12 protein-coding genes are annotated in these 13,614 nt (G+C 65.1%); 8 read left to right on the top strand and 4 right to left on the bottom strand.

What is annotated here, in order from left to right:
• Positions 1-8: 8 nt before the first annotated feature.
• The 3 genes from ychF (at position 9) to LDO29_RS19920 (ending at position 5,341) form a co-directional block, all read left to right on the top strand.
• Complete coding sequence (gene ychF, locus LDO29_RS19930) at positions 9-1,100, top strand: redox-regulated ATPase YchF (RefSeq protein WP_224081495.1); 1,092 nt, start codon at positions 9-11, stop codon at positions 1,098-1,100.
• 415 nt (positions 1,101-1,515) lie between these two features.
• A complete protein-coding gene (locus tag LDO29_RS19925; RefSeq protein WP_224081494.1) occupies positions 1,516-3,780 on the top strand; it encodes a T6SS effector phospholipase Tle3 domain-containing protein in 2,265 nt (754 codons plus the stop codon).
• Between the two features lie 115 nt (positions 3,781-3,895).
• Positions 3,896-5,341 (top strand): hypothetical protein, encoded by a 1,446-nt coding sequence (locus LDO29_RS19920; RefSeq protein ID WP_224081493.1) that lies wholly within the window; start codon positions 3,896-3,898, stop codon positions 5,339-5,341.
• A 155-nt stretch (positions 5,342-5,496) separates the two neighbouring features.
• Here the strand turns inward: LDO29_RS19920 and LDO29_RS19915 are convergent, their stop codons facing one another.
• Genes LDO29_RS19915 through LDO29_RS19905 form a run of 3 tightly spaced genes read right to left on the bottom strand, consistent with a single transcriptional unit; the run spans position 5,497 to position 8,137 of the window.
• Positions 5,497-5,991 carry a GDYXXLXY domain-containing protein gene (locus tag LDO29_RS19915; RefSeq protein WP_224081492.1) on the bottom strand — a complete coding sequence of 165 codons (495 nt, stop codon included), beginning with the start codon at positions 5,989-5,991 and terminating at the stop codon, positions 5,497-5,499.
• Positions 5,988-7,112, bottom strand: a complete 1,125-nt coding sequence (locus LDO29_RS19910) for a DUF4401 domain-containing protein (protein ID WP_224081491.1) — start codon at positions 7,110-7,112, stop codon at positions 5,988-5,990. Before LDO29_RS19910 ends, LDO29_RS19915 begins: the two co-directional genes overlap by 4 nt.
• Positions 7,109-8,137 (bottom strand): DUF2157 domain-containing protein, encoded by a 1,029-nt coding sequence (locus LDO29_RS19905; protein WP_224081490.1) that lies wholly within the window; start codon positions 8,135-8,137, stop codon positions 7,109-7,111. The genes LDO29_RS19910 and LDO29_RS19905 overlap by 4 nt, the downstream gene beginning before the upstream one ends.
• Before the next feature lie 134 nt (positions 8,138-8,271).
• Between LDO29_RS19905 and LDO29_RS19900 the strand changes: the two genes are divergently transcribed.
• The gene (locus LDO29_RS19900; RefSeq protein ID WP_224081489.1) at positions 8,272-9,039 is read left to right on the top strand and encodes a 5'-methylthioadenosine/adenosylhomocysteine nucleosidase; all 768 of its coding nucleotides are present in this window, start codon (positions 8,272-8,274) and stop codon (positions 9,037-9,039) included.
• 49 nt (positions 9,040-9,088) lie between these two features.
• Here LDO29_RS19900 and LDO29_RS19895 read toward each other — a convergent pair whose 3' ends face one another.
• On the bottom strand, positions 9,089-9,334 hold the full coding sequence (locus LDO29_RS19895; protein ID WP_224081488.1) for a GlsB/YeaQ/YmgE family stress response membrane protein: 246 nt from the start codon (positions 9,332-9,334) through the stop codon (positions 9,089-9,091).
• Between the two features lie 157 nt (positions 9,335-9,491).
• Here LDO29_RS19895 and hemA point away from each other — a divergent pair, with 157 nt between their 5' ends.
• The 4 genes from hemA to prmC all read left to right on the top strand — a co-directional run bounded on the left by hemA (position 9,492) and on the right by prmC (position 13,533).
• The gene (gene hemA / locus LDO29_RS19890) at positions 9,492-10,796 is read left to right on the top strand and encodes a glutamyl-tRNA reductase (RefSeq protein ID WP_224081487.1); all 1,305 of its coding nucleotides are present in this window, start codon (positions 9,492-9,494) and stop codon (positions 10,794-10,796) included.
• A gap of 105 nt (positions 10,797-10,901) precedes the next feature.
• Complete coding sequence (gene prfA, locus LDO29_RS19885) at positions 10,902-11,984, top strand: peptide chain release factor 1 (RefSeq protein ID WP_224081486.1); 1,083 nt, start codon at positions 10,902-10,904, stop codon at positions 11,982-11,984.
• A gap of 194 nt (positions 11,985-12,178) precedes the next feature.
• The gene (locus LDO29_RS19880) at positions 12,179-12,505 is read left to right on the top strand and encodes a hypothetical protein (protein WP_224081485.1); all 327 of its coding nucleotides are present in this window, start codon (positions 12,179-12,181) and stop codon (positions 12,503-12,505) included.
• A gap of 158 nt (positions 12,506-12,663) precedes the next feature.
• Positions 12,664-13,533, top strand: a complete 870-nt coding sequence (prmC, locus tag LDO29_RS19875; protein WP_224081484.1) for a peptide chain release factor N(5)-glutamine methyltransferase — start codon at positions 12,664-12,666, stop codon at positions 13,531-13,533.
• Positions 13,534-13,614: the final 81 nt, after the last annotated feature.

The raw sequence follows: 13,614 nt of genomic DNA, 5'->3' as shown, positions 1-13,614 counted from the left end.
CTGACACCATGAGCCTCCAATGCGGCATCGTCGGCCTGCCCAACGTCGGCAAGTCCACGCTGTTCAACGCCCTGACCAAGGCCGGCATCGCCGCCGAGAACTATCCGTTCTGCACCATCGAGCCCAATGTGGGCGTGGTGGAAGTGCCGGATCCGAGGCTTGCGAAGCTGGCCGAAATCGTCAAGCCCGAGCGCATCCTGCCCGCCGTGGTCGAGTTCGTCGACATCGCCGGCCTGGTGGCGGGCGCTTCCAAGGGCGAAGGCCTGGGCAACCAGTTCCTGGCCAACATCCGCGAAACCGATGCCATCACGCACGTCGTGCGCTGCTTTGAAGACGACAATGTGATCCACGTGGCCGGCAAGGTCGATCCGCTGTCGGACATCGAAGTGATCAACACCGAACTGGCGCTGGCCGACCTGGCCACCGTCGAGAAGGCCCTGGCGCGCTATATGAAACCGGCCCGCGCCGGCGACAAGGAAGCCCAGCGCCTGGTTGCCGTGCTGGAAAAGGCACAGGCCGTGCTCGACCAGGCCAAGGCCGTGCGCACGCTGGACCTGGCCCCGGAAGAGTGGGATGCCCTTCGCCCCTTCTGCCTGATTACGGCCAAGCCCACCATGTATGTGGCCAACGTGCGGGAAGACGGCTTCGAAAACAACCCGCACCTGGATGCCGTGCGCGAGTACGCCAAGACGACCGATTCGCCGGTCGTGGCCGTCTGCGCCGCCATCGAGGCCGAGATCGCCGACCTGGACGACGCCGACAAGGCGGAATTCCTGGCCGACCTGGGCATGGAAGAGCCTGGCCTGGACCGCGTGATCCGCGCCGGCTACAAGCTGCTGGGCCTGCAGACCTACTTCACCGCCGGCGTGAAGGAAGTCCGCGCCTGGACCATCCACATCGGCGACACCGCCCCCAAGGCTGCCGGCGTGATCCACACCGACTTCGAACGCGGCTTCATCCGCGCGCAGACCATCGCCTACGAGGACTTCATCGCCTACAAGGGTGAGGCCGGGGCGAAGGAAGCGGGCAAGATGCGCGCGGAAGGCAAGGAGTATGTGGTGAAGGATGGGGATGTGATGAACTTCCTGTTTAACGTCTAAGCTGCCTGGGGCGTTCCATACGGTCCCGCCAAATCCCTGAATCACCTTGAAAGCCCGGCAATGCCGGGTTTTTTTGTTTCCTGCCGTCTCACACTGTTCTTCGTCATCCCGCAAGCAGGCCAAATCCACCAAGGCCGCCAGCCGGGTAAAGCCATTCGGTTCGTGAATTCAGATTCTTTCAACGCTGATTACCAAAACACTTAATCAGAATCGGAAATGCCCTATATCTTCCTGTTCTGCTCTTTGAGATTCTCCGCATGGGGTGGCAAGTCGAAGCTCGGCCCCTGTTCCGTGGGGTTTTCGAGTCAATCGGAAACCTTTTCGATGACCTGATCCGGAGAATCAAGATGCAGGAGACGCAGAAGGTTACTCATCTGTTTGCCATCATCGGCGCGCGGACTGAGGAGTAATTGGAATGGACACAGGACCATTGTACGGGCCGTGCGCCGAAGCCCTGACTCTGCCAGGCTGCCCGCGAACAGATGTGGATTATCCCGCGCCATTGCCCGGGATCGTGATCTTCGTTCATGGCGTCAACTCGAATGGCGAATGGTTTGACGATGCGGAGCGTGGTCTGTGCGCCGGCCTCAATACGCGCATGCAGCGTAATGACAACCAGGTGTTCCGTGTCGAGGGAAGCGGTCAGTTGCGTCCAGCGTCCTACCAAGGGGAATTGACTGACGACGGCTTTATCCGCCGCGACGTAAAAGCTTTCAACTTCATTAAAGAGGCTGGCTACAGCCCGGTCATTCGCTTTCGCTGGGGATACAAAGCCGCTGATGATGAGGTTTCCTCGGTCGGCGGCGCCATTCTGCTGGATGAAGCCAACGCCTGGGGCGGCGGCCCCTTTGCAAACGGGTGTTCTGCGCTGCCGGATATGTTCGGCAACGGCGTGGACACGGGGCTGTTTCTCGGCCTCGGCGTGCAGCATATGAACGCCAGCGACCGCATGATCTACAGTTGCCCTGGGCGGTATTACCAGGCCTTTGCGGCCTGGCGGCTCGCCAAGCTCGTGGCGCGGGTGCGCGAGATGCATCGCGGGCTGTTCGACGGCAAGGACTGCCCGGTCACGCTGGTCTGCCATAGCCAGGGCAATATGATTGGCATTGGTTCCGCCTTCTTTGGTGCCAATCATCCGGATCTGGGTGGACTGGGCGTTGCCGACACCTATGTGCTGGCGAATGCGCCGTATAGCGTGCGCGGCAACAGGATGGACAACGCCTCCCAGTTCCAATGGTCGGTGTTCAAGGGGCGGGTCAGGCAGGAGGCACGCTTCGAGACGTTGAAGACCTTCTTCGATATCGTCCGGCAATTCCAGCCCGAGGCCCGACATGCCAGCGACGACGAGGTGAACCAGCTGGCCTGGAACTTCGCCCCGCAAAATGGGGATGCCCCCCGCAAGACGGCCGACGACCGCAAGGACCACGACACGCGAGGCCACGTCTTCCTCTACTGCAATCCGCATGACCGCGTGATCTCGGTGACCACCGTGGAAGGGATGGGCTGGCTGGGATTGAGTCAGGACGATGTCAAGAGGACCGGTGCCGACGGCCTGCTTTACCAACGCGTCTGGGCGCAAACGAAGCCCGGTGAGCCATTCAAGGTCGGCGCGGATTATGGCAGCGGAAATAGCTACGATTACTGGACACAGACCATCGGCACAAGCTCGGAGAACGGCCAGTTCTGGGAGCCCCCTTCGGACCGGGCGAGCCTCCAGATTAGGGAAATCTGGCGTGACGAGCGCAAAAGCGTTCCTGGCCAGGTGTTGGCAACGGGCGCAGGCTTGCTGTTTCAGCTTATCTTGACGGTGGACCGCTCAATGGGCGGCAATCTGTCGGACACCAGCGCTAGTCCCGATCAGCACTGGGCGGTGCCGCTCAACGCACCGAAGGTGCCGTGCGGAGGCATCGAGCCCAAGGCGCGCTATCTGGCGCGCGGCAACGGGCAATTGCGGGAAGGGGAAACCTACAGCAGCGAGGATTCCCCCTGGATACTCGGCCCGTTCAATCGCCACAAGGAATCCGCCAGTGACTCCCTGAATCCGAATCGTGCCGATGCCGGGAGCGACGATCCTTACGCGAGCCATCGATCAAGCGGGCGCGGCGATGCCGCCACCGAGGCAGCGATGCGCTACGACCAGAATGCAGGGGTGCGTCAGGAAGCGCGGCGGGTACTCTACGACGAGCATGGCAAAGCAAACTCAGGCGTGCCGTTCACGGAAAACGATGTGCGCAAAATGAACGCCGACCACTACAGGGAAATCCGAGGGACCGATTTTGGAGAATTCGAGCAGGCCACGCGTATGGGCCTGCTTGCCAAGGGCGTTGACCAGCAGGCGACCAACCATTCGACGATCCTCACCAATCCCGCACATGGCGAGCATGTTCTGGCCTATGACGTGGACGTTGGGATTTGTCACTTCAACGACGAACACATGAACCAGTTGCGACGCATGGCGGACTGGCGGTGGTGTCAGCCTGACAAGACAGCTGGGAACCAGATGGACAAGGAGTTCGAGTATTACTCGGAGGCAACGTTTGACGGCAATAAGCTGGCGGAACACGCCAGGTTTAGCGAGGCGATGGGAGCGCTGACGCCGCTGAAGATCAACGGCGAGCGCAACGCGCTGCCGTTCCAGGCCAGCAACGGTGCTGGAAACAACGGTGCGCAAATCGCATAGGAAATGGCTTGTGCGTATATCGATCTCTCCTCGCAAGTCTTCAGCATCGCTGGTGACCGGTGCCATGCTGGCCACCGCTTGCCTTTTTGTCTCGGGATGCCAATCCGGAGGTTCCATGTCCAGTAGCTATTCTCGCAAACCCGTGGCCTGGCCACGGATGCAAGCCTCGTCTTCTCCAGGTGATCCCGCCGCGCTGGTGCTGGGTGTGCAGTGGATCAATCCACTGATGTGGCGGGACTACCCCACCCAGTGGAACCTGCTGTGGTCACAGGGGCTGGCGCAGCCCAACGCCAACGACAAGGAGGCGGCACGTTTCAAACTTGGGGACCCGGTGGGCCAGTTGACATACGGTGTGCCCCGGAGCAAGCGCGTGGAAGACTATCCAAACATTACGCTTGAATATTGGTCAGCACTACGCGATTTGCTCTACGTTCCGCTTCGGACCTTCACACCCTACGCGATCGATCCAAATTACTTCTATTCGGTACGGATGGGCACCGATCGCCCCGACTACATGGACACACGCATATTTGCCGGCGTGTCACAACAATGGGTCAACACTCCGACATACTTCACCGGGGAAGGATACAAGGACCTGCTGAGGGAGCAGGAGGCAATGGGCATTCCAGCGCCTTCAGTACTCGCCTACGACGCTCAACATGCGGAGGAACGCATGAAGGACTACTGGGTGACCCCGCACAAGGATTTCTTTGGAAAGACAGTACGGGGAGCAGCGGCTGTCGATGAGATGTTCATCGGCGAGCGCACCCTGTCGATCAATGCGATACGCCGCTATGTCTTCAGTGTGGTGGCCACCAAGGCAAATTGCCGCAGCATGATGCTCAACCCGACCGGCAAGCTGCCGACCGTGACTGTCCTGGCCGGTGCGGAGACGGTGGGTTTCTATACGCTGAAGGAGGCACTGCAGTACATCGCTGAGAATCCGACCCGTCTGGTATGGGTCTGGAACATGGATGCGCCAAACTATCCGCGCGGCGAGCAGACCAACGAGAACACGGCGCTTCTCATTCTCGGGCATCCGAACGCGAACTGGGGCTACGCTCCACTGGCGGCCATCTACACGCCGCAGCAGCACGAAGGCGGCATTCATTCGAATTCATCGAATCCGGGTGGGGAATGGAATGACTTGCTCAAGGCGGTTGCCAATCAGGCACCGCCAGCCAATCCGGTGGAGCGGGTCTACCACGATATCCACCCCAAGGCCACCGATGTGGTCCCCAGGACCACAGCACTGCGACAGGCACTGCATCGGACATGGCCCGACCTGGACCAGATTGGCGGTGTCTACAGCGTTTCGCAAGTCATGGAAGGACCGGCACGCGCCGCAAGCTTCGCCGTCAACGCGGCGTTTGCAGCGGCCTATGCCAACCAGAGCGGCAAAAGCGCGGTGGTGACCAGCCTGGCGAATCCGAATGATGCCTGGGCGGTACTGGTTGCTCCACCGCCCGGATGGCACCCGAGCCCCCCGGTCACCATGTGGGATCGTGCGCGCGGTGAGAACCGCGCATACTGGCCGTGGTTCGGCGCAAGGCTGCCTTGAACATACCGTGTTGCCGGGTACGTGACCGAACTTCGCTCGCGCGAACTGCTGGCGAAGCGGCTGCAGCAAGCCACATGCCAGCGCTCAACAAGCGTTATGCATCGGACATCCGCGTCATCCAAAGATGGGGATTCCGGCCGCGAGAAGTCAATGCTCTACAAGGGCTCCATTCCTTCCCCCCTCAACCCCACCAGCAACGCCTGCCCGCTCCCATCCACCCGAAACTCCCCAAATCGCGCCTTCTCAAAGCGCCCGCCCTGCCCCTCCTGAAAGAAGTAAGCATCGGTCGACACCTGCACTTGCCTGCCGCCCCACCGCGACTCGACCGTCTGGAAGCGCAACAGCCGTTCATCGGATGCCAGCGGCTCATCGCCATGCAGCCGGACAAATGAAGCCTCCCTGTTCGCGTCGAGCCGGATGACCGCCACGCCATCGCGCCGCTGCAGCTCCGGCTGGCGTGCAGCGCGGATGGCAGCACCGATGGCAAAGTTCAGTGCCATATAGTCGCCCTGCATCAGCGAGCGCGGATCGACCGGCGCGAGGCGGAGATAGATGGTGTCGCCATGTGCCAGCAGCTTTTCCTTGCCTGCAATGCCCGCCGCAGCCAGGGCCAGCGTCAACACCCAGGCAATCAGGATCCAGCGTTTCATGCAACCTCCTTTGCCGGAACGGCGCGTACCAGCCACTGGCGCAAGGCGATCAGCACCACACCGGCAGCGGCCAGCGTGACGGACTTGGCCAGCAGCGTCCAATGCAGCGAGCTGTAGTACCAGATGAAGCCAATGGCGATGGCGGTGATGCCCAGGCCCAGCCAGGGCAGCGAAGCGCGCCGCAGTGCCAGGCCGAGCGCAAGCGCGCCAGCGCTGACAGCAGGCGCGGCTACCATCACGGCGCCGAAGGCCGCCGTGCCGGCGATCATGATCGCAACGGCTGGGGCGGGCAGGGCCAGGCGCCGGCACTCCACCAGGGCGAAGCCCACCAGCACCGCGCCGACCAGCGTGCCTGCCAGCCAGCGCGCGCTGGCAAAGTGCGTCGCAGTCCCGGGGACATCAAGCCAGGCCAGCGGATGGCTGGCGCCCGTCACCACCAGCGCCGCGCCCAGCGCGAACAGCAGCGTGGCGTCCATCGCGGGCTCCAACCACACATGCCGGCCAACGGCACACAGGCGCGCCTCGGCGACCGTGAACCATGCCACGAGCGTGAAAGCGCCCGGCGCCAGCCAGCCCAGCGACCATGGAATAGCCAGCCACGCGTGGCGCGCCGAGTCTGTCAGCAAGATATGCATGGCGACGGCCAGCCCGATCCACACGCCCAGCGCGGCCAGGAACCGGTGCAGCCGGTTCGGCACCAGCACATAGAGCGCGGCCTCGAACACGGCCAGTCCGACCCAGAAGGCGGCCGTCTCGACCAGCCGCTCGCCACCGAGCAACTCCGCCACGCCGTAGATCACCATGCCCTGGCCACTCAGGCTCACGGCCAGCGCGAACTGCCCGAGCGCAATCCCGGTGCCGCCGCGCTGGTACAGCACCGCCGCGAGGACGATCATGGCGAGGCCCGTCAGCGCGATGGCCCCTGCGTTCTCGCGCACGGCGACGAATACCGCGCCGAGGAAGAACATCTGGAAGAACAGCGCGCCCAGCCATCCGGCCGCGCCCATCAGTGCACGGACCGCCCAGGGCGTCCGCACCCTCGCAACGAGTTCGCCCTGCACCTCGCCACGCGCGGCCAGCTCGCGCCACAGTGCCTGTTCAGTCTGGATGGTATGGGTCATGACAGCTCCACGGCTTGCGCGCGGTAGGCCCGCATCAGCCAGGCGGCCGCACCGGCGGCCATGCCTACAGTAATCAGTCCCAGCAAAAGGAAGGCGCCGAAATCGGCCTTGCCTTCGAGCAACAGCCGGCCGACCGCCGCAACGACGAGGACGATGCCGGTCAGGCTGGCCAGGCTCAGCACGACGATGTCGAACGCGCGCTGCCGGAACCACCAGCCCAGCGCCAGCAGCGCGACGGCCGCCAGCCCGAAGCCCGACAGGTCAGGATGGCTGGCGAACAATGCGGAAAGGCCCGCGAAGCCCGCGTGAAAGCAGGCAAGCGCAGCCAGGATGCGAGCGCCCGTCTGCCCGCGGAAGCCCAGTGCCGCGGCATGCGCGCAGAGCCACGCCCACAGTGCCAGTTGCAGCAGCACCGCGCCCAGCAGCAGCAAGGTGGTGGTGCGCGCGTGACGGGCATCGAACAGCAGCTCGAACATGCCGCCGACGCCCAGGCGCACGCTGAAGTAGCGCAGCAGCGCCACGTTGCCGATCACGATTACCAGCCACCAGTGCGGCGCCGCGCGCGCCGCCAGGGCCCACGGCACGGCCAGCAGCGACCACAGCGCGAACAGCTGCCAGGCGTCGGCACCGGTCTGGTAGGTCTGGCCGATTACAGCCAGCAGTACGCCGGCCAGCGCCTGCGCGCCGCCAAGTGCCGCGCGGCCGGCCATGTCGGCCGCCGGCCGGACCAGCGCAAACCCGGCCAGCAGGCTGATGGCTGCCGCCAGCACCCCGAATTTCGCGAACTTGTGCAGGTCCTGCCAGTTGAAGGCGAAGAAGACGACTACGCCTGCGCACAGCAAGACGGTGCCCAGCGCAAGCAGCCCGTGGTCCAGCCAGCGGTGCCAGTCGGCCGCCACGGGCTCCGTTCGAGCCCAGGGCCGTGCCACGCTGCTGGCCGCCAGCCGTCCGTCTGCGCGCCAGTCGGCCAGGGCCTGGCGGATGGCGCGGCGCTCGCCGGTCGTCGGCGTCGATGTGATGGTCATGCACGTGTCCCGAAGTCGGAATGAAGCGACTCTAGCAAAGCGCAGCGGGCGCCGCACGTGGACAGGTCAAGCCGCCCTATGCCCCGGCAGCGCCTGCCGGTATCCTTTGACTTTCCGTTCCGAGCACGCCCCCAATGACCCTCGGCATCCTCGCCGCCCTGCATGACGAAGTCGACAGCCTGGTCGCCGCCATGCGCCATGAAGACGCCCGCGCGACCATCCATCGCATCGGCATGCGCGACTATCACGTGGGCCATCTGCACGGGCAGACCTGTGTGCTGGTACTGGCGCGCGTTGGCAAGGTTGCGGCAGCCGCCACCACGGCGACCCTGATCCGCGAATTCGGCGTGGACGAAATCGTCTTCACTGGCCTTGCCGGCGGCGTGGGCGACGGCGTGCGTGTCGGCGACATCGTCATCGCCAGCGAAACCATGCAGCACGACATGGACGCGCGTCCGCTGTTTCCGCGCCATGAAGTGCCATTGCTGGACTGCGTGCGCTTTCCGGCCGACCCGGCGCTGACCGAAGCGTTGCGTACCGCGGCGGACCGCTTCCTGCGTGAAGACCTGCCTGCCGATGTGCCTGCGGCTGTGCGCGAACACTTCGGCATCGGCACCCCGGCGCTGCAGCTTGGACTGGTGGCCAGCGGCGACCAGTTCATCAACTCGGCTACGGCTGTCACCGAACTGCGCGAGCGGCTGCCGGGCCTGCTGGCCGTGGAGATGGAAGGCGCCGCCGTGGCGCAGGTCTGCCATGAATACGGCGTGCCCTACGCGGTCATGCGGACGATCTCCGACCGCGCCGACGACAGCGCTCATGTGGATTTCCCGGCATTCCTGAAGGATGTGGCCAGCCACTATTCGGATGGCATCCTGCGCCGGTTCCTGGCGGCACGCGCCTGATCCGCATCCTGGCCGGTGCGGATTCCACTTCGGATCGTCAGTTCTGAACTTACCCGTGGCGGGGCCGCAACGTGCCCCAGAGGCCAACCAGCACGGCTGATCCGGCGATCGCCGCGAGCCAGCCGCTGAGTTGGCCGTCGATGAAAAGGGGCAGGGCGCGCCCGCCGTAGAAGGCCATCGCCGCCCCCGCCATTCCCAGCACCAGCGCGGCCGGCAGGGAAACGACCTTGCCGGCGGGATGCATCTGGCGCGCGGCCAGGCCCACCAGCAATCCGACGATCAACGTGCCCAGCATCCTCCCTCCTGAGTGTTGTCAGAGCCACAAAGGCATGGCCCCGGTGTAACTGTACTCCACAGGCACCCGGCTACCCTGTCTGCCTGCAAGATCCGATCCCGACGTTATAATGGCAATCGGGCCGCACTTGCTGCGGACCCGGTACCAGTCCCTACAAATGCAACTGCTCGCGATCGGCATCAACCACACGACGGCACCAGTCTCGCTGCGCGAGCGGGTGGCGTTTCCGCTTGAGCAGATCAAACCGGCACTTGGGGCGCTGCGCACGCATCTGGCCGGGCGCAATGGTACCGAAGCTGCCATCCTTTCCACCTGCAACCGCACGGAAATCTACTGCGCCACCGACATCCTGAAGCCGGGTGCGGAGGGTTTCGAGCATACGCTGCGGTGGCTGTCGCAGCACCACAATGTGCCGGCGTCCGACCTGGCGCCGCACCTGTATTCCCTGCCCCAGTCCGAGGCCGTGCGCCACGCATTCCGCGTCGCCAGCGGGCTGGACTCGATGGTTCTCGGCGAGACCCAGATCCTGGGCCAGCTCAAGGACGCGGTGCGCACTGCCGGCGAAGCCGGCTCGCTGGGCACCTACCTGAACCAGTTGTTCCAGCGCACCTTCGCGGTGGCCAAGGAAGTCCGCGGCCAGACCGAGATCGGTGCGCATTCGGTGTCGATGGCGGCTGCGGCCGTACGGCTGGCGCAACGGATTTTTGAAAGCGTTTCGACGCAGCGCGTGCTGTTCATCGGCGCCGGCGAGATGATCGAGCTGTGCGCCACGCACTTCGCGGCGCAGAAGCCGCGCCAGGTGGTGGTGGCCAACCGCACCGTCGAACGTGGCGAGAAGCTGGCCGAACAGCTGGCCGAACAGGGCCTGACCACGCAGGCGATCCGCCTGCAGGAACTCGGCGAGCGCCTGCATGAATTCGACATCGTGGTGTCCTGCACCGCGAGTTCGCTGCCGATCATCGGCCTCGGCGCCGTGGAGCGCGCGGTCAAGCGCCGCAAGCACCGCCCGATCATGATGGTCGACCTGGCCGTGCCGCGCGACGTGGAGCCCGAAGTCGCGCGCCTGGACGACGTCTTCCTGTACACCGTGGACGACCTCGGCGCCGTCGTGCGCGAAGGCAATGCGCTGCGCCAGGCCGCCGTGGCCCAGGCCGAGGCGATCATCGAAAGCCGGGTGCAGAACTTCATGCACTGGCTGGAAACGCGCAGCGTGGTGCCGGTCATCCGCGAACTGCAGACCACCGGCGAGTCGATCCGCCAGGCCGAACTGGACCGCGCCCGGCGCATGCTCGCGCGCGGCGACGACCCGGAAGCTGTGCTCGAAGCCCTGTCGGGCGCGCTGACACGCAAGTTCCTGCATGGCCCGACCCATGCCCTGAACCACATGCAGGGCGATGACCGCGAGGCGCTGGTGCGCCTGGTGCCCGGCCTGTTCCGCCACAGCAGCCACTCCGAGCGCTAGCCGCGCCGACCGCTGCGCCCGCGCGCGATGCGCGCCGGCAACCCGCCGCCCGCGCTGACCGCGGCCCGGTTCCCGCCTTCTCCCGCTTTCCCCATCCGGATCCCCATGAAAGCCAGCATGCTTGCCAAGCTCGACCAACTGGCCGAGCGACTCGATGAAGTCAACGCCCTGCTCGCGCGCGAGGACGCGACCGCCGATATCGGCCAGTATCGCAAGCTCAGCCGCGAGCATGCCGAACTGTCGCCGGTGGCCGAGCAATATGGCCTCTACCGCCAGGCGCAGGACGACCTCGCCACGGCGCAGGCGCTGCTCGACGATCCGGAGATGAAGGACTTCGCCGCCGACGAGGTCGCGAGCGCACGCGAACGCCTGGAAACCCTGGAAGGCAGCCTGCAGAAGCTGCTGCTGCCCAAGGACCCGAATGACGACCGCAACCTGATCCTGGAAATCCGCGCCGGCACCGGCGGCGAGGAAAGCGCGTTGTTCGCGGGGGACCTGCTGCGCATGTACACGCGCTACGCCGAACGCCAGCGCTGGCAGGTGGAGATCATGAGCGAGTCCGAATCGGACCTGGGCGGCTACAAGGAAGTGATCGTGCGCATTGCCGGCGATGCCGCGTTCTCGCGGCTCAAGTTCGAATCGGGCGGCCACCGCGTGCAGCGCGTGCCGGCCACCGAGGCGCAGGGCCGCATCCACACGTCGGCCTGCACGGTGGCTGTGATGCCGGAAGCCGATGAAGTCGGCGACGTCGAGATCAATCCGTCCGATCTGCGCATCGACACCTTCCGCGCGTCCGGCGCCGGCGGCCAGCACGTCAACAAGACGGATTCGGCCGTGCGCCTCACGCATATCCCGACCGGCATCGTCGTCGAATGCCAGGACGACCGCAGCCAGCACCGCAACAAGGACAAGGCGATGAAAGTGCTGGCCGCGCGCATCAAGGACCAGCAGATGCGCGCCGCACAGGCGAAGGAAGCGAGCACGCGCCGCAACCTGATCGGCTCGGGCGACCGCAGCGACCGCATCCGCACGTACAACTTCCCGCAGGGACGCGTGACCGACCACCGCATCAACCTGACGCTGTACAAGATCGACATGATCATGGACGGCGACCTCGACGAACTGGTCTCCGCGCTGGCGGCCGAGCACCAGGCAGACCAGTTGGCGGCACTCGGCGAAGACAGCTGATGCATGGCCACAGGTGACGAATGCAATACTTATCGCTATCGCCGCCTAACTGCGCCTAACGCTTTGTATCTGTTGTAAATGCTTGAAACAGCACTGGCGGGCGAAAGGTGGCTGTCTATAATCGTTCACGACCGGCTACATAAGAAGCTGCCGGCAATTTGTCTCTCCTGAAGCACGGACATAAGGACGAAATCATGAAGAAACTGCTCGCGCTGTTGATGATCACCGCGGCGATGGCCGCCTGCGGCAAGAAGGAAGAAGCCCCCGCTACGCCGAGCGCCGATAGCGCCATGCAAAATGCGGCGGAATCGGCCAAGGCCGCCGCCAGCGATGCCGCCGCAGCCGCCAGCAACGCCGCCGATGCCGCCAAGGCTGCGGCCAGCGACGCTGCCGCCGATGTCTCGGCCGCCGCGGAAAAGGCCAAGACCGATGCTGGCAACGCGATGGAGAATGCCAAGCAGGCCGCCAAGGATGCCGTCAACACCGGCGCCGACAAGGCGAAGGACGCCGTCAATAAGTAATGACCGCAACGGGGGATTCGCCCCAGCTGCCAGGGTTCGGCGCTACACTGTTCCCCTAGCTGGTAGACCCGCCGAAAGCCCCGCCAGGCCAACGCCCGGCGGGGTTTTTTGTTTCCGGCTGGCGTATTGCCGCCGGAATTTCTGTTCCCGCATTGCCGATGTCCCCTGCCACGTCCGGCGCTTTGCCGGCTACCCCCACCGTGCGCGAAGCGCAGACGCTCGCCGCCATGGCTGGCCTGCCCACGCTGGAAGCGCGCATGCTCCTGACGCACGTCACGGGGCTGACGCGCACGCAACTGATTACCCGTGACGGCGACACCCTGAGCCTGCCCCAGCGCGATGCCTTTGCCACGCTGCTGGCACGCCGCCTGGCCGGCGAGCCAATGGCCTACCTGATCGGCGAGCGCGAATTCTTCGGCCGCAAGTTCCGCGTGACCCCCGATGTGCTGATCCCGCGCCCTGACACGGAGATCGCCGCGGAATCGTCGCTGGCGCGGCTGGCCGGCGTGCAACACCCGCGCGTGCTGGACCTGGGCACGGGCTCGGGCATCCTGGCCGTGACCATCGCGCGCGAACGCACCGATGCGGAAGTCTGGGCCACCGACATCTCGCCGGGCGCGCTGATGGTGGCGCAGGACAATGCCAGCGCGCTCGGCGCCGACCGCATCCATTTCGTCGTATCCGACTGGTACGCCGCGCTGCCGGCCGACCTGCGCTTCCACCTGATCGTCAGCAACCCGCCCTATATCGCGGAAGGCGACCCGCACCTGGCCGAGGGCGACCTGCGCTACGAGCCCATCGACGCGCTGACCGATCACAAGGACGGCATGTCCGACCTGGCTGCCATCGTGGCCGGGGCGTCCGGACGGCTGCTGCCGGGCGGCTGGCTGCTGATGGAACACGGCTACGACCAGGCGGCGGCCACGCAGGCGCTGCTGGAGCGAGCCGGCTTCACCGAAGTCTTCACCACCCGGGACCTGGCCGGGCAGGAACGCTGCACCGGCGGGCGCCGCCCCGGTCCGGCGTGATGCGGGCCGCCTGAAGCCTGGCGGCGAATCCGGTAAAATTTGCGGCGAGATCACCGTCGCGCGGCAACCCCGTGCGGCCTT

Source organism: Cupriavidus laharis (genome assembly GCF_914271435.1).
Classification (GTDB): Bacteria; Pseudomonadota; Gammaproteobacteria; order Burkholderiales; family Burkholderiaceae; genus Cupriavidus; species Cupriavidus laharis.
This window is presented reverse-complemented; position numbering and strand designations above follow the sequence as displayed.

Excerpts from the sequence above, each read along its gene's own strand:
- LDO29_RS19920 (WP_224081493.1), top strand. The coding sequence starts at position 3,896 with ATGTCCAGTAGCTATTCTCGCAAACCCGTGGCCTGGCCACGGATGCAA.
- LDO29_RS19910 (WP_224081491.1), bottom strand. The coding sequence starts at position 7,112 with ATGACCCATACCATCCAGACTGAACAGGCACTGTGGCGCGAGCTGGCC.
- LDO29_RS19880 (WP_224081485.1), top strand. The coding sequence starts at position 12,179 with ATGAAGAAACTGCTCGCGCTGTTGATGATCACCGCGGCGATGGCCGCC.
- LDO29_RS19905 (WP_224081490.1), bottom strand. The coding sequence starts at position 8,137 with ATGACCATCACATCGACGCCGACGACCGGCGAGCGCCGCGCCATCCGC.
- LDO29_RS19895 (WP_224081488.1), bottom strand. The coding sequence starts at position 9,334 with ATGCTGGGCACGTTGATCGTCGGATTGCTGGTGGGCCTGGCCGCGCGC.
- LDO29_RS19925 (WP_224081494.1), top strand. The coding sequence starts at position 1,516 with ATGGACACAGGACCATTGTACGGGCCGTGCGCCGAAGCCCTGACTCTG.
- LDO29_RS19900 (WP_224081489.1), top strand. The coding sequence starts at position 8,272 with ATGACCCTCGGCATCCTCGCCGCCCTGCATGACGAAGTCGACAGCCTG.
- ychF (WP_224081495.1), top strand. The coding sequence starts at position 9 with ATGAGCCTCCAATGCGGCATCGTCGGCCTGCCCAACGTCGGCAAGTCC.
- prfA (WP_224081486.1), top strand. The coding sequence starts at position 10,902 with ATGAAAGCCAGCATGCTTGCCAAGCTCGACCAACTGGCCGAGCGACTC.
- LDO29_RS19915 (WP_224081492.1), bottom strand. The coding sequence starts at position 5,991 with ATGAAACGCTGGATCCTGATTGCCTGGGTGTTGACGCTGGCCCTGGCT.
- prmC (WP_224081484.1), top strand. The coding sequence starts at position 12,664 with ATGTCCCCTGCCACGTCCGGCGCTTTGCCGGCTACCCCCACCGTGCGC.
- hemA (WP_224081487.1), top strand. The coding sequence starts at position 9,492 with ATGCAACTGCTCGCGATCGGCATCAACCACACGACGGCACCAGTCTCG.